Origin of the sequence: Paenibacillus sp. VCA1, from assembly GCF_031583795.1 — a bacterium.
Lineage (GTDB): Bacteria > Bacillota > Bacilli > Paenibacillales > Paenibacillaceae > Paenibacillus_AQ > Paenibacillus_AQ albilobatus.
In genome coordinates this window covers 116,713-134,180 of record NZ_JAVLSX010000003.1, presented here as the reverse complement: position 1 = coordinate 134,180, position 17,468 = coordinate 116,713, and the positions used below count along the sequence as shown (strand labels likewise).

9 protein-coding genes are annotated in these 17,468 nt (G+C 46.6%); all 9 read left to right on the top strand.

The window, feature by feature from the left end:
* Positions 1-5 precede the first annotated feature (5 nt).
* The 9 genes from RJP21_RS07255 to RJP21_RS07215 all read left to right on the top strand — a co-directional run bounded on the left by RJP21_RS07255 (position 6) and on the right by RJP21_RS07215 (position 17,183).
* Positions 6-770 carry a WecB/TagA/CpsF family glycosyltransferase gene (locus RJP21_RS07255; protein ID WP_310858706.1) on the top strand — a complete coding sequence of 255 codons (765 nt, stop codon included), beginning with the start codon at positions 6-8 and terminating at the stop codon, positions 768-770.
* Positions 771-884: 114 nt separating this feature from the next.
* Positions 885-2,009, top strand: a complete 1,125-nt coding sequence (locus RJP21_RS07250) for a glycosyltransferase family 4 protein (RefSeq protein ID WP_160044070.1) — start codon at positions 885-887, stop codon at positions 2,007-2,009.
* Between the two features lie 225 nt (positions 2,010-2,234).
* On the top strand, positions 2,235-6,221 hold the full coding sequence (locus RJP21_RS07245; RefSeq protein ID WP_310858705.1) for an S-layer homology domain-containing protein: 3,987 nt from the start codon (positions 2,235-2,237) through the stop codon (positions 6,219-6,221).
* A gap of 135 nt (positions 6,222-6,356) precedes the next feature.
* Positions 6,357-6,698 (top strand): hypothetical protein, encoded by a 342-nt coding sequence (locus tag RJP21_RS07240; RefSeq protein WP_160044072.1) that lies wholly within the window; start codon positions 6,357-6,359, stop codon positions 6,696-6,698.
* 447 nt (positions 6,699-7,145) lie between these two features.
* Positions 7,146-10,184 (top strand): S-layer homology domain-containing protein, encoded by a 3,039-nt coding sequence (locus RJP21_RS07235; protein WP_310858704.1) that lies wholly within the window; start codon positions 7,146-7,148, stop codon positions 10,182-10,184.
* Positions 10,185-10,290: 106 nt separating this feature from the next.
* Entirely contained in the window at positions 10,291-10,869 is a 579-nt protein-coding gene (locus tag RJP21_RS07230) for a hypothetical protein (protein ID WP_310858703.1), read from the top strand.
* Between the two features lie 122 nt (positions 10,870-10,991).
* Entirely contained in the window at positions 10,992-11,270 is a 279-nt protein-coding gene (locus RJP21_RS07225) for an alpha/beta-type small acid-soluble spore protein (RefSeq protein ID WP_310858702.1), read from the top strand.
* Between the two features lie 448 nt (positions 11,271-11,718).
* Positions 11,719-12,921, top strand: a complete 1,203-nt coding sequence (gene metK / locus RJP21_RS07220; protein WP_310858701.1) for a methionine adenosyltransferase — start codon at positions 11,719-11,721, stop codon at positions 12,919-12,921.
* Between the two features lie 278 nt (positions 12,922-13,199).
* Complete coding sequence (locus tag RJP21_RS07215) at positions 13,200-17,183, top strand: SwmB domain-containing protein (RefSeq protein WP_310858700.1); 3,984 nt, start codon at positions 13,200-13,202, stop codon at positions 17,181-17,183.
* The last annotated feature ends 285 nt before the right edge of the window (positions 17,184-17,468 follow it).

Below are 17,468 nucleotides of genomic sequence, written 5' to 3'. Positions count from 1 at the left end.
AGACCGTGAACCAATTCGAACAGATACCTACGGTGTCCATCTACGGTTTGCAGATTTGCAGATGGGGGATGGAGGATACCGTCAAGTATTTAACCCATATGTTGCAATCGGAAGAGCGCAGGCCTGTCCAGATCATTACGGCCAATCCGATTATGGTAATGAAGGCGCTGGAAGAACCGGACTACATGCAGGTGATGAAAAACGCCGAGCTGCTGGTTCCGGACGGGACCGGCGTCGTCTGGGCGGCCGCCAAAACGGGGATGCCTGTTCAGGAGCGCGTGCCCGGTTTCGATCTTTTACATGAATTGATGAGGGTCGGAGAAGACTACCATTGGAAGGTATATTTGCTTGGCTCGACACCGGAAGTGATTCAGGCTACCGCGGAGAGGTTACATTTGCAATATCCCGGCGTCGAAATCGCCGGATACCGCGACGGATTTTTCAAGGCGGATCAGGATGCGGAAGTGATCGCCGAAATCCGCAAAGCGGCTCCGGATCTGCTTTTCGTGGCACGGGGGGCGGATACGCAGGAACCTTGGATTGCCCGGTACAAGGAGCAGCTTGGCGTGCCGCTGATGATGGGCGTCGGCGGAAGTTTCGACGTCATTTCAGGCAAGTCCAAACGGGCGCCGAAGCTGTTCCAAAAACTGCGCCTCGAATGGTTCTACCGGCTGCTGCGGGAGCCGACGCGGGCTGCAAGAATGCTTGCGCTGCCGAAATTCGCCTTAAAAGTGATGCGGGATAAAGAAAACGTGACAAAACCCAGATAAAAGATTGAAATGAGCTGCAAAAACCCGATTTTTTGCTAAAAAACAGGATTGGTTTTATTTTTTTGATGAGAGTATAATTCAATCCGGTAATGAAAATGGGGGTTGAACGTACACATGTTAATGATAGCCATCATCGGATGTATCGTGTCATTGGCTTTGGCACTGCTGTTAACGCCGCTGGTGAAGAAATTTGCGATTAAGATCGGCGCCGTCGATGTTCCGAACGCCCGAAAAGTGCATACGAAAATCATGCCCCGGCTTGGCGGATTGGCGATATTTTTGGCGTTTATGCTGTCCATGTTTGCCGTCCTTCCATTTGTCGCAGATCACTTTTCCACTCGGGATGCGAATTTTATTAAAGCCTTTTTGACGGGGGGCTCGCTGATCGTCCTGATCGGTGCTTTGGATGACCGGTTTGAGCTGTCGGCGAAGGTAAAGCTGCTTGGACAAATCGTCGCCGCGTGTATCGTCGTTTTCGGATTCGGCATCACCGTCGATTTTGTGAATATACCATTTAACAATTCCTATTCGTCGCTCGAAAGCTGGATCGCCATCCCGCTTACGATTTTCTGGATCGTCGGCGTCACGAACGCCATCAACCTGATCGACGGTCTGGACGGGTTGGCTGCGGGGGTTTCAGGCATCGCGATCGGGACGATCCTTGTCATGTCCTTGTTGATGGGTAACCTGACGGTTGCGCTGCTGTGCCTGCTGCTGCTTGGAGCGGTGGTCGGATTCCTGTTCTTTAACTTCCATCCGGCACAGATTTTCATGGGCGATACGGGATCGCTATTCCTTGGCTTTTGCCTGGCGATGTTGTCCATGCTCGGGTTCAAGCAGATCGCGATCGTATCGTTTATTACACCGCTGATCATTATCGGCGTGCCGTTGTCGGATACGTTTTTCGCCATCGTGCGCCGCTGGATCCAGAAGAAACCGATTTTCGCTCCGGACAAGGGCCACCTGCATCATTGCTTGCGGGAAATTGGCTTCAGCCACCGCCAGTCTGTTCTCATCGTATACGGCATCGCCGCATTTTTCGGCGTCCTGGCTGTCATTCAGTCCTCCGCCGCGATGTATGAAGCGAATTGGGTCACCTTCGTCGTCATCTGCGTGATGATGTTTTTCATGCAAATCGGCGCCGAGGTCATCGGCCTTGTCGGCAAGACGAAACGTCCGATTCTGGATTTGGTTGCAAGGCTTAGGATGAAGGCAAGCGCGGAACGAGGTTCGAAGTGAAGTTTTAAGGAAATGGATTCATGCCATTATATTTATTTATATGGAGAACGCTGCACTGAGGTGCGGCGTTTTTTTATTGTCTTTTGACGAACGGGTACGGCCATGAATTAAGCGATCATGTTGGGTGCTCGTGTGGAAAGGTTTTTTTATTGTTAGCTTTTTCTAAATTATCGATAGATTGGTGCCGATAAATTAGATAAATGCATAAACAGGAGGGAAATGATTTTGAAGAGGATCCTATCTGTACTTTTGACGGTAGCCCTAGTCATAGGTTTGTTGCCGGCTTCCTTTGCAAGTAAGGCAAGCGCAGCGCAAGCTGGCACCTTTTTTATTTTTCCGAACGAACAGTATGACGCCAATTCGGCGCGCCTTGTTAATGAAGACCGCGTCAGCTTGACGGGTACGCTGAACGGAGTCAATGACAAGCAAATCTCCTACAGCGTATACCAATTGACGAAGAAAGCGGACGGAACGATTTCCATCGTCAACTCAAACGAAGGACAGACCGGCAATATTATCGTCAACAACGGCAAAATCACGGTGTCCAACATTAAGCTGTTTTCCGGATTGAACCGGATTACATTTAAAGGATTGCAGGGGACGACGCAGGTCGAAGATTCGATCTATGTCGAGTACCGCAACGGCCCTACGATTTATGACCTGAAAGCCAATTTGGTGGACGGCAGCCAAGCCGTGGAATTGAAAGAAGACAGCCCGGCCGTATTGACGGCTTCCGCGGGAAGCCCTGCGTATGGCAAAACCAAAACGGATATCAGCATCTCCGGTTACGCGCCAAGCGCAGAAAAGGTAACGGTCGAGGTCAATGGACGCAGCTGGACGTATTCGGTTTCGAGCTACAACAACTATAAGTTTTTTGCTTCGCCGATCAATGTTAACAGCGGAAGCAACATCGTCAAAATCAAAGTGTTGAACCAAAACCAAACGCTGGAAACCAGCCGCGAAATTACGTTTTATAACGGGAAAGTCACCTTTTTCGACGTAAAAGCGACGGACGGCACCGATGTATCGCCGGATCTGTCGTCCTTCCCTAACTTCAATGTAAGCAGCACCAATTTCACTGTAAAAGGTAAAGCGATCATCCCGATCAAAAACGGCCAATTGCCGGACGCGACAGCCTTGTCGACCTATTTGGGGTATGCTTTTGCGAACGGGGCCTCTGGCAGCGGAACGGCGCCTGTAACCGTGCTGGAAAGCTCCAATGACTACATGTTGATCGAGTTCTCGGGCGTGGCTCCTGCTTCGGCGCAGTTTGACAGCCTGATCAACGTTACGTTGACCGCGGCGGACGGAACTACCGGCACCGGCGTCACCTCGACCGTAGGTCTGACATTGCGGGATAAAAACAAGCCGTTTATTCAAGAAGTCAATTATTTGTCCGGATACAGCAACGGAATGAGCACGTCGCAATTATTGAACCTGTCGGGCACGCCGCTGAGCGGAGCGAACATCTTCTCCTTGCCGATCGCTATGGAAGTATTGGTCGCCAACGGGGCAAGCGTCAATAATATTACAATCACGGGGATCACGGATGCCAAAGGCAATGCTCTGTCGCCTTTCACGCAGCCCGTGGTACTGGCTTCCGAAAGAGTCGTTAAAAACGTTAACGGAAATCAGGTTGAGCTGCAGCGCATCATCATCAAGGTAGACAAACTTCCGGCAGCCGGCTATCAGAAGATTACCTTCCAAGCCAACAACGTTGCAGGCTCGGAGCTCACCGTTCCGGTGACCTTGCTGTACGGTCCATACGTTCAATTTACTTCGCTGTATGACGACATGAAAATCGAAATGGACACGAATAATCCGAACCTGAAAGACAACGTCATGAAAGACGTGGATTATTTTAAAGGACAACTGATGAATGTCGCAAACGACACCGAGATCAAATACAGCGGCAAGGATCAGACGATCTTTTTGTATATCAACAATACGCTCGTGAGTCTTGAACCCACGGATCCGAACGATCCTTCGAAGTTCAAAATCGCCTCGGCGGACGAAAACAAAGCTTACACAGCATTGTTCCCGGGCAACAATATCATTAAATTCGTGTTCAAGTCTCCGAAAAATTCGTATGAAAAATCAATCAACATCAGTTACGTGCCTTTGAACGTGCCTGTCATTCCGGTGCCAAATTCGGTAGGGGTATTCCCGTACAGCATCGATAACACCGATCCGGTTCCGGATCCGAAAGACAAAAAGTTCGAACAATCGGGTTCCGTATACACGACATCCGAGAAAAAAATGAACGTGTACGGAACGTTTGATTTTATCGATTTGGGTCAAACCAAAAGCGCGGTAGACAGCAAGCTTTTAACAAACGCGGCCAGCAACTCCAAATATATGATTAAAATCTCGACGCCTACGACCGACGGCAAAACCCAGGAATACACATGGTCCATGGATCAAAGATTTTATGCATTGAAGAGCCCTGGCGACGTATTTAACAGCTCAAACGGTAATACGAACCCGAATTTGAACGTTTATTATGACTATGAAACCCAAACGTTCAGCTTTAAGCTTTTGAATCAAACCTTGCCGCTGAACGGCAGTCCGATCGTGTATAACATTACGGTTTACAACAGCGGGGAAGGCGGTCCTACGGCAACCTATCGCCTTGAAGTAACCTACAAAACGGCTCCGTTCCAGATCATTCGTCCGCTTGAAGGAAGAAGACTGGTGAATCAGAACTATGTTGAGGTCATCGTATCTTCCGATAATGCTTCGAAAGTGATGATCGGCAAACAGGAAGCGACGAAATTCGCTTTTGACGCCGACTATGATCCATCCAACGGCATCGATTATCCGAACGCTTACAAGGCGATCGTGAAAGATCTCAAACCAAACAAGGACAACAAGATCGACATCACGGTTTTTGTTGGAAACGATCAGCTGAAAGACTATATTACCGTAAAATACGTGCCTACGAGCATTCCGGGCGCGCAGTATTTGGAAACGATGAAAAACTCCCACAAGGTTTTTGACGGCAACCTGTCGTTGACCTTTCCAAAAGGCACAAGTTTGATCCGGAGAGACTACAACGTGGCCGATCAGTTCAAAAACCAAGTGTTCTCCGGGCATGACGTTTTGTTCGCCATTGCCAACAGCGATGACGGGGTCGTCGACAGACGCGAATTCGAAGTACCTGTAGCCAACTTTGACAATGAAATCGCGCTGGGCAAACAGCTTTTCATCGGCAACTTCCAGCAGCGTTTCGTCAAATCGAGCCCGGTATTCTGGATCGACCCGGGAACGGCCGACGATATCAACACGGATAAGGTGTACGACCCGGTTACACACGGTTCCGACCCTTATCAGCTTCCAGGTTCGGATGTGAGAAGCTTCTATAATAGAGAAAGCATGAACGAGCTGATACCGTCCAAACGCGGCACGCTGACGCTGAACTATGACGCCAACATTTCGCAGGATGCAGGCCGACTCGTCACGGTGTTCCGTTTTGATCCGGAGCTGCAAAAATGGGAAAACATCGGCGGCGTCGTGGATGCGAAAAAACATACGATTAAAGTGCCGTTTGACCGTTTCGGATATTATGTCGTAGCTAAATTGGGATATTCCTACAACGACGTAGTTCAGCATCCGTATGGCAGAGATTTCATCGAAACCATCTATGCCAAAGGCGTCATGAATGCATTCGATCCGTCGGAACGCTTCGGTACGGACTTGTACATTTCCCGGGCTGAATTCGTGCGCGCGATCATTAGGGCGCTGGAAATTCCTTTGAACTATCAGGGGCCTAAACACTTCTCCGATATTCCGAGCTCGCTCACCAGCATTAACGTCGATGGATTGTGGGATTTCAGATACATCGAGACGGCGGCGCGGGAAGGCATCACGAGAGGGGCTCAGCCGCAGTTCTTCGACGCGGAAAGCGCCATTACCCGCCAGGACGCTTCGGTGATGATCGCCAAGGCGCTGAACCTGAAGCTGGAGACCGACCGTGCCAAAATTACGAAGGACCTGCAGAAATATTTCAAAGACTACGCAAGCATCGACTACTATGCGCAGCCTTCGGTGTTGGCGATCGCCAAAAAAGGCTTCATCCAAGGCTCGCCTGTCGACGCTGCGGATCCGAAACGGGGTTACATGTTTAACCCTACCGCCAATATGCTCCGCGGCGACGCGGCCATCATCATGGGCAAGGTCATGGCAGACCTTAAGAAACTGCCTAAAATGTAAGCATAAACAAGCAACGGGAGCCGGAATTTCCGGCTCCCATATCTTTTTCCAATTACATATCTTTGTAATTTGTCGATGTTTAGGATACAATGACGTAGAAATACAATTTACTATTTAAAGGGTGAAGGCTATCTTATGAAACCGATCTATTCCAAAGCTCAGTTGGACTATATGAAAGCAAAAACCAAATTTGAGAACAAGGCCAGCACATTGGAGAAGAAAATTGAGATGACTCGCAAAACGAGAGAAGTTACTCAAGAAGTTATGGAAGGCCTTGTACTGGAAACGGGCTTTCATGATGCCTATAACGAATTGCTGCAGTCCGAAAATGCTCTGATCGAGTGGTCCCATACCACGATCAAGCACGAAAAAACATACCGTGAAAACAAACAGCCGATTGAGCAAATGTATGAGAACCTGAACTCCGATCCGGAGATGCGTGCTCAGATCATTTCTTTGGCCATGAAAATCCGTTAATATTTTGTAACTATTGCACTCGTTTATGGAACATAATGAACGCCGCCAGGCGTTCTTTTTTTATTTTCACGAATGAATTTCCAATTGCCAAAGCCCTTTATTTTCCACATTTTTCTTGTACAAGCCGTAGATGAAGGCATGGTTTTCGTTCCTGGGTAACAAATTTGAAATTTTTTTAAAAAAGGTGCAACTTTTTATAACGGCGCGCGTCTAAGATGTAGAGTCAATTACGATGGGTGAATCCAACAATGTCCTTTAGAAGAAATTTGTCTATAAATTAGAAAAATGTTCTTTACGACATCTTGACCCCATTGTATAATACTTAGGTAGGATTAGGAATCTACTCTTTTTTTGTCGTATTCCAAGTTTACCAGTTTCTGTGATTTCGTCACAGACATCATTTATATGTAATTTTGCTCCGACTCGGGAAAGGGGGTGCACGTGACTATGAGTAACAAGAGCTACCCAATTAAAGAAAACTCTATTGTGATGAAAGTTCAAGGAGGAGAACAAAAGGTTATGAAGAAAATTTTGACAGTCGCTTTGTCTACAGCAATGGCATTCTCCATGTTTGCTTCTGTAGCATTCGGTGATTCCGCAGTATCCGTACAAGACAAATACAACTCCCTGGAAGCTAAAGGAATCTTCAACGGCTATCCAGACAAGCAAGCTCACTTGGAAAGAGACATGACTCGCGCTGAGTTCGCGAAAGTCCTGACTAAACTTCTCGGTCTGAAAGAAGTAACTGGCACTCTGTCTTACAAAGACAAAGGCTACGACGCTAAAAACTGGGCTGTTCCTTACATCGAAGCAGTAACTGCTGCCGGCATCATGGAAGGCCAAGACAAAGTAAAACAAATCTTCAACTACAACGGTAAAGTAACTGTTGAAGAAATGGCTACTGCACTGGTTCGTGCACTGAAACTTGAAGTGCCTGCCAACGCTGACAACAGCGCGTCCACTTGGGCTAAAGGTTATGTTCAAGTAGCAATCGACAAAGGTCTGATCGCAAAGGACATCAACTTCCAAGCTAACGCTACTCGCGAACAGCTGGTTACCGCTGCTTACCAAGCAGACCAAATCATCAACCTTTCCGTAAAGGAATACAAAATCGCTGAAAACGGCAAAGACATCGAGTTCACTTTGACTTCCGGCGAAGTTGTAAAAGTAACTTTGGAAAAAGCTCTCGAGCCTAACAAAGAAACTGAAGTGAAATTCAAAACATCTGCTGGCCAAGAAATCACTGCAAAAGTGACTTGGGTTGTGACAGCCGCTCAAAAAATCGTTTCTGCTTCCGGTACAAACTACAAAGAAGTGGTAATCAATTTTGATGGCGAGCTTGACCAACAAACAGCTGAAAATGCAGACAACTACAAAGTTGCTGAATTTACAAAACTGGAGTCCGCTACTTTGTCTTCCGACAAGAAGAGTGTAACTCTGTTGCTGCAAGAAGACAGCAAGTTGTCTTCGCAAAAAACTTACAACCTGAAAGTTAGCGGCGTCAAAAATGCTGGCGGCACTAAGACTTTCAATGAAACAGTTCAATTCTCTGCAGTAGATACTCAGCTTCCTCAAGTTAAAGAAGCTAAAGCTTTGGGAACAAAAGCGTTCAAAGTTGTGTTCTCTGAGCCGGTTACACAAACCACTGCAAGAAACTTGGCTAACTACAAAGTTGACGGCAAAAACATTTCCGGACATGTAGATTATACTTATCCGAACATTGCCTTCATCACTACTGATCTGAGTGTTGGTAAACACACTTTGACAGTACAAGATGTTCAAGATTATGCAAACTTCAAAGTAGCTCCGGTTGAGACGGATCTGACGGTTGCTGAAGATACAGCTGCACCAGAAGTTGAATCCGTAAAAGCAACGGACCTTACTAAAGTTGAAATTACTTTCAACGAATCCGTAAAATCGATCAGCAAAGTATATCATACTTCCAGCAGCAAAAATGCTGATTACAAAATTAAAGACAACAAGCTCATTTTGACTTTTGACAAAGATAAGCAATTGAGCTTGGGTGAAAACACGATCTATGTTGATGGTGTAACTGACTACAGCGGTAACTCTGCTAACCGTCAAATTAAAGTAACGCCTGAGTTGGATACAACTCGTCCGACTGTAGCTGGCGTAACTAGCGAAGTTGATGGAGATGTTACGAAAATCACTGTTGAATTCTCTAAAGATGTAAATGCGACTGACATCGCTAATAGAGAAAACTTCACGCTGAAAAAAGAAAATGGAGACATTTTCTCGGGTAAAGGCTTTGATACTAAAGGTCATCCAGTAAATGTTCCTCAATTCGCTGTTAGCAAGTACAACAATGAAAAATTGAAAAACAAAGTTGTTCTGACAACAATCGGTAAATTGCCATCTGGCAAATATACCCTTGAAGTTGCGGGTGTTCGTGATAACACGGCAATCGGAAACACTATTGTTCCTCAAAGCGTAAGCTTTACTGCAACTGAAGCAGGTAACATTGAGCTTAACTCTGCTTGGTATACGATTGATGAGGACAACAACTACGTTGTAAATGTTCAGTTTAATAAGCCTGTTGTAACTACTGGTAGCGGAAATGCTCTGGATGTAAACAAATACAACTATGTTGTTGGATCAACTTACTATCCATTCCCATCCACATCGACTGAAATTAAACTTTACAGCTCTAACACTGTACAACTGACAGTTCCTAGAAAAGATGTTAAAGTTGATTTCGACGCAGGAAATGTTAGCATCCGTGCAATCAACATCTCCGATGCTGATGGAAACTTTGTCTCTGATAAAACAGTTAGCTTGAAAGATCGTAAGGCTTCGAGAATTGAAGTCGACAAAGATAGTGTTCAAGCAACTGCCAAAAACAAAGTCGTTGCTGACTTTAAAGGTGAGTTGACTCGTCTGTACGCTTCCGATTTTGAATTTACAATCGGAGGAAAAACGTATAATTCTAGCGACTTCTCTGCCACGATTGTAAATGCATCCGCTGGAAAAACATCGGTTGAATTTAAGTTCTACAATGATGTGATTCCTGCTAATTCCGGTGTTACACTTAAAACTGTTGCACAAAATGACATTAGATCCGTTGATGGTTACGGACGTACCCTTGAAGCGATTGTATCGGCACCTGTAGCTGATAAGATTGCTCCTGAATTGTATACAGCAAATAATGCTAATCCTTTGAGTGCTAGCATCGGTACTTCCACTGTAGGTGGAGCTACTTACTATGAAGCAGAACTTACATTTGTAGAAAATGTAAAAGTATTCTACACTTCTGCAGCATTCAAAGTTGCTGTGAATGGTAATTATGCCGATACAGTTGGTGCTCGTGTAGACGGCAACAAACTGTACGTTCAATTCAAATCTGATGTAAAAGTCGGCGACATTAGAAACCTTGAAGTTTACCTCAATGGTAACGCAAATGGTAAATTTGTTGTTGACGAAGCAGGTAATGCTGCTGAAGACTTCAGAACTTCGGTAACTCGCTAAGATTTAAGGAATTAAATTCTTCTTTAAGAAAGAGGGGCTAATGAGAATTATCTCATTAGCCTCTTTTTTAACTTAATTTATGTTTAAAATCATATGGAGGCAATTTATGAATAAAGTATCTAAGATGTTATTTACGATAGCATTACTATCTGGCGGCATCACTCTCGGCTCCATCTTCAACATCACCGCCCAAGGCGCTAGCTCTGTAGGCCAACCTGGCACAGCAGATGATCCGGTTGTCACTAAAAGCTACGTAGATCAACAAATCCAAAAGGCTTTAGGCGGTGGCGGAAACACAACAACTACGCCGCCAACAAATCCAACCACACCGACGAATCCACCAACCAATCCTACAACGCCACCTGCCACGGATAAGCCATCCGGTGGCAAGGATGAAACAACGATCGTTGAAAATACGGTGTCGGTTGTTACGCTTAAGCCAGGCGAAAAGCTGATTGCCAAAGCCGGCACCGAATTTATTATTCGCAGCGGCAAGGGCGTGGTATACAGTGAAGATGCCAACGGCGTAGCTGACCTTACGGATGGAAAAGATATTGCTAATGGACAAGCTGTAAGCAATAACCATTTGCTTTCTTTTCCAAGAAATGGACGAGGCATCATGGTCCAGGATGGTAATAAATACAATTTGATTGTCATGGTGCGCGGTGGATATTCGATTCAATAATTAAAGATGAGTCACTTTTATAACCTTATTTTTGCCATAAGTAACAATGATTTATACGTCTAGCGCCATGCATTTTACAGATACTAATCCTGCAGTACATCTATGCAGGAGGTGCATTTTTAATGGCTAGATCAAATAATCGAAATCGTAAAATCGTTCCTGAATCCGGGCATGCATTAAATCAATTGAAATATGAAATTGCTGCCGAATTAGGGTTGAGCTCGGCATACGGATCGTCCGGCGGCTCGGCAGACACGGAATTTGCCGGTGAGTTGGGGGCAGTTGGTGGGGTTGTAGGCGGAGACGCTTACGCCGGCCATTTGACTTCCCGTCAAAATGGATCCGTAGGCGGTGAAATGACCAAGCGGTTGGTTCGCCAAGCTCAGCAAAGCTTGTTGTAATTTCCAACCTTCGTTGTAATTTGAATGTATTAAGGTATAGTTTATTCAGTACTTTTATCTACATTTAAAGCAATACAATTCCCATATTAAGGGTCCTCATTGATCCTGAGAAGGAACGTTTTTTGCAAATAGAGGATTGCTTCTCCTTTCGTTGACATAGGTTGACAAATGCGTTAATATGACCATTGAGGATTGTCATGCAGCCTTTTCCTGCTTGGGAAAAGGTTCATTTTTTGTATAGGACATACTTATCGCCGCTTGCTTGGCGGCATCTCGTTGTAGAGAAAGTACGTCGAAGACGTTTTTCTTTGGATTTAAGAAAATGTGATGCCTTGGTATTTCATGATCTTATATTGCAAGAAAAACTCCGATAAAATGCGGTTTGTTTTCCGTGAAAGTACGTCGGTTGACGTTTTTCTTAATATTTTATCCTTAGGAGGTTGAACCTATGTCTGTTAAAGGACGTCATCTGTTTACTTCAGAGTCCGTTACGGAAGGACATCCGGACAAGATTTGCGACCAAATCTCCGATGCGGTGCTTGATGCATTTCTGGAAAATGATCCTAACGCTCGCGTAGCTTGCGAAGTTTCGGTTGCGACAGGCCTCGTGCTTGTTATTGGTGAAATCAGTACCAAATCCGAGTATGTAGATATCCCAGCTATTGTTAGAAATACGGTTAAGGAAATCGGTTATACTCGCGCCAAATACGGCTTTGACTACAATACGATGGCTGTTTTGACGTCGTTGAATGAACAGTCGGCCGATATCGCCCAAGGCGTTAACGCTGCTTTAGAAAACCGCGATCCTGCTCAAGTGGACAAGGAAACGGAAAACATCGGCGCAGGCGACCAAGGTTTGATGTTTGGTTTTGCAACGAACGAAACGCCTGAACTTATGCCGCTTCCCATCGCATTGTCTCACCGTATTGCACGCCGTTTGTCCGAAGTCCGTAAAAACGGAACCCTTGAGTACCTCCGTCCGGACGGTAAAACGCAAGTGACGATCGAGTATCTCGATGGCAAACCGGTACGTGTAGACACGATCGTAGTATCAACTCAGCATTCTGAGGATGTAACGCTTGAGCAAATTCAAGCAGATATTAAGGAAAAGGTTATTCTTCCAGTTGTACCGGCCGAATTGCTGGATGAACAAACGAAATATTTCATTAACCCAACCGGACGTTTCGTTATCGGCGGTCCTCAAGGGGATGCCGGGCTGACAGGCCGTAAAATTATCGTCGATACTTACGGCGGTTACGCACGCCATGGCGGCGGCGCATTCTCCGGTAAGGATCCGACGAAGGTAGACCGTTCCGCGGCGTATGCAGCTCGTTATGTAGCGAAAAACATCGTGGCAGCCGGGCTCGCCGACAAATGCGAAATCCAGCTTGCTTACGCGATTGGCGTTGCTACTCCGGTGTCCATCAACGTCGATACGTATGGCACAGGCAAAGTAAGCGACGAGAAACTCGTAGAACTGATCCGGGGCAACTTCGATCTTCGTCCTGCAGGCATTATCCGCATGCTGGATCTGCGTCGCCCAATCTATAAGCAAACCGCTGCTTACGGTCATTTTGGCCGGACGGATGTGGATCTTCCTTGGGAACGCGTAGATAAAGTGGAAGAGCTGAAAGCCCAAGCGGGTCTATAAGCTTTATCCCTTATTCGTTTATAATTCTTTGAGGTCCCCGCATGACAGTGAATTGGTACCGAAGTAAGTTCTTACTTTTGCGGGAGATGCTCATCAAATAAAAACCTCAGTTCGGCTTCACGCCGGCTGAGGTTTTTTTGTCGTAGAAAAACCTTCCGGCCAAAGTCCTAAACTTCATCCCATTTTTAACCGAAAAAGAAGTATAGGTGTGTGTTTTGTGACGGGCTCATAAAACATGTCAGGAGAACACGACGCCCGGGAAAGGAAGGATGAGACGAATGAGAAAAAGGCTGTCACTACTGCTGGCCTTCATCTTAACGATCGAGGTGATCTATGGGGGGCTTGGCGCTAGCGCTGCCGCTTCTACCCAAGATTTAACCCCGAAGATTTCGGTCGCTCCGAATGCGTGCAGTACGGAAGGAGTTGGCCTGACGCCGATCTTCAATTTGGATTTTAATCAACCCATGAAATTAGTCGTACTCAGCGGTGGGATAACCCGAGTTTATTTACAGGATCTTACCGATCCGAAGGGAAGCATGGATAGTCTCCCTGTTCAAGAAGATCCGGCCCAACAAACGCATTTTGAGGTGAGATTCGACAATCAGAAGCGACTGCAATATGGCCATAATTATGCATTAAAGATGAGTGCGGAGGCTTTTCAGACGGCCGATGGACAAAATACACCTTCAGAAGAGCTCGCATATCCATTTAGTACGGTCAAAAAAGCAGTACAGTCTTACGAGCCGGCATCAAATGCAACCGGAATCAATCCTGTGCAACTGAAGCTCAAAATGAAATTCAACGAAGACATGGCCGCCGGTACGGGTTCTATTCAAGTCATCAAACAATCGGATAATGCTATCGTTGAGACGATTCCGGCTGCCGGCAACCAGGTGAGCGTTAACGGCTGCGAGGTTGTCATTTCATTGAATCAAACGCTTGCGAGCGATACGACTTACTGGGTAAAAATAGACCCTAATGCTTTCACAACCAAAACGGGACTTCCGTTTGAAGGCATAAACAACCCTAGCGAATGGTCTTTTAAGACACAGGCGAAGACGGCCATCGCGAGTACATATCCGCGCAACAATGACGTGAATATTCCGGCAGCAACAAAATTTACATTAAACTATAACTTTCCGGTTATAGCGGGTACCGGTGCCATCGAGCTTCGACGAACGAACGGAGCTTTGATCAAATCCATTTCGGCCAATGATACCTCTATTGTAACGGGAAGCGGCACTTCCCAGATTACGATTGATCTGAGCAGTTACATAACAGGCAACTCGGGGTATTACGTGACGGTCGCCGACGATGCTTTTACCGATCAGCAGGGCAATGCCGTCCAAGGGATTACGTCTTCGAATGGCTGGAGATTCACGACGGCTGTCGACAATTCCTCGGTTCTGACCATCACCAACTTCAGTCCATATCATCAAAGTACGGGCGTTGCCATCGATTCCGATTTGTACTTCACTTTTAACCGGGAAGTGGTACGGGGAACAGGCGAAGTATCGGTGCGCAAGTCTAGCAGCGGCAAGGAAGTGCCTGTCAATGTCAGCGTAAACGGCCGCGAAGTGCGGGTTCGGCTTCAGTCCGGTTATACATTCGATTATGATTCGACGTATTACGTCACGATCGGTAAAAACGCTTTTTACGATGCGCAAAACTACTACAACCAATACGGGGGATTAACATCGAGCTGGACGTTCCAGACGCCGGTAACCGACAAACAGCCTCCAGTGCTTCAAAGCAGCGAAATGTACAACAACACGACGATCCGGCTGACCTATAACAAACAGCTCTATTCGGATACATGGCTGCAAACAAGCAGCTTCTCCGTGACGGTCAACGACGAGGTCCGAAAAATCAGCAATGTTTCCACGTCGGGAAATAGCGTCTATATTTCGCTGGAAACCGGGGTGGCCGTCGGTCAGAACGTCAAAGTGAGCTATAGCGGTGGTTCGCGTCCGATTCAGGATCTTTATAAAAATCAGGCGGCAACCTTTTCGGCGCGGGATGTGGTCAACGGTATGGACACGGCCCTGCCCAAACCTTCAAGCGGTAATGTGTCGTACAGCAATGTGACCTTATATTTCAATCAGTCGCTTAAATCGGTCTCTTCTTTTGCTTACGAGCAGTTCACGGTAAAAGCGGACGACACCACGGTAGACATCAAATCGATCAGCCAAAGCGGGCAAACGGTTTATTTGACGCTAAGCAGCCCCGTTTCGGACGGTCAGGTGGTAAAAATAAGCTATAAGCCGGGCAACTATCCTCTGCAGGACAGCCGGGGGCAAAACATTAGCGCCTTTACCGACTTTTTCGTCCGCAACTATCAGGATACCAAACCGCCTGTGTTCCAAAAGGCCGAAGCCTTGGACAAAAAAGTGACCATGACGTACAACGAACCGTTAAGCACGAGCAACATACCGATGAAAAGCCAATTTTCGGTTTTGGTGAATGGGGTTCCGAATTACGTGAGCGCCGTGGAAATTAAAAACAATCAGGTCATTTTGACGCTTGCGACAGCAATAAACAAGCTTTCCAAAGTTACGGTTTCCTACGTTCCGGGTACGAGCCGCCTGACCGACCTTAATGGCAACTCCGCAGGTTACGTCAATCTGGAGCCTGTCAAAATCGTTGAAGGCGGCGCAACGAGCGAAGTCAAATCAGTAACGGTGCAGGGGGATATCCTGCAAATTACGTACAATAGAACCCTTTCCCAGTCCAACGTTTCCTCCGGACTTTTCCAGGTATACGTGGACGGGTTGATCCGCGGCGTGCTCCAAGCGTTTGTCAGCGGCGATACCGTGTCCCTGAAGCTGAGCAGTCCGGTAAGCAGCGGCCAACGGGTTGAAGTAACGTATCTGACCGGGGCTAACGGCATTATAGACAGTTCGGGCAACCGATTGTCGCCATTCGACAAATTGGTGGCGGGAGAAAACACAGGGGACAAGTCGGACGTCAATCGGCCGGACTATTTGTCGCTGACGGATTTGAAGGATTTCGGTATTTCGGTATTCGTATTAAACGATCAGGCCGCGATTCCTTCGGCGAATATCCAATCCCGGAACAATCAAATGATCAAGCATCTCGTCGTGGATTCGGAAAAGCTTAAAACGACGTACGAGTATATCGTAAACAGCAAATCCGTCACGCATTTGACGTTGATCGACGCTCAGTCGGGATCAAACGGCGTTTCCGCAAGCATTCCGTTAAGCGCTCTGGAGAGCATTTATGCAAAGGACAAAAATGCGGCGATCGCCGTAAAAGCGGGCGAAGCGATGATAGTTCTGCAGCTGAGCAAGCTCAACATTAACGAAATTGCACGGAGCTTGAACACCTCATCTTCGAACGTTACTTTAAACATCGCGGTCGAAAAACTCACGGGAGACGCAGCCGCCTTTACGAACGGCAAAATAAGCGCATCCGCCATTACCAAAATGACCGAGCCATTCGACTTTTATATAACGGCGGTCAGCAACAGCGCTTCCGCTTTTTCGGTGGAGGTGCAGGTCGACAGTCAATATTGGATCGCAAGCACCTTGACCGCCCTCGTCGATAAAATAAGTCTGTTCCAATGGGATGCGGGCGCGGATAAAATGACCTTTGTTCCGTCCCTTATGGAGAACCAAGGCTCGAAAAAAGTTTTCAAGGCGAAAGCGAAAGGAAACCATACGGTCGTCGTTGGCGTTTCGTATAAATATTATAACGACGTCGGCAGCCACTGGGCTTCCAAAGCGATTAACGCATTATCCGGAAAATTGATCGTTGAGGGCAGAACGAGCTCCAAATTCGAGCCGAATCAAATGATTACCCGTGCCGAATTTGCGGAATACGTAGCCAGAGGATTGGGTCTTTCGGGCGATGTGCAAACCTCCCAGCGCTTTTATGACATCACCAATACGAAGGAAAACGCATTTATAGGAGCTGCGGTAAAAGCAGGGATCATCGTCGGGAATAAAGACGGTTCATTTAAACCGAACAACCCGATTACTCGCGAAGAAATGGCGATCATGATGATGCGGGCCATGAATTACGCCGGATACCAGGCGACGCTCGCCTATACTCCGGAAACGTATTTAAAGAAGTTCGCCGACTATAAACAGATTCAAGCGAAAGATGCCATCGCCAAACTCCTCAAAGAGGGAATCATTCAAGGCGTGAGCGAAAAAGCGTTCCAGCCGAAAGGCAACGCCACTAGAGCTCAGGCCGCCGTGATGCTTCAACGAATGTTAGAGAAAATAGAATATATGTAAGCTCGTAGCCTAGCGCTCTCTTTTGCAGGGGGCCGGGCTTTTTTTCTCCCATTTCTATCGATTTCGCTAAAAAAAGCGGATTTTTCCGTAACTTTTCAGGTTTAAAACAGTCTATTAAATAGGACAGAGGTTACAGATTAGTAATCTCTTAAACTCATGCGAGTTTTAAATCCAGGGCAACGACGATTGGTGATGGAACTTTTTACTAGCGAATGACGTCAGTATATTATTAGGTTCATTCTTGTTTCCGGGGATGGAACGTGTTTGAAAAGATGGGAGAGTAGC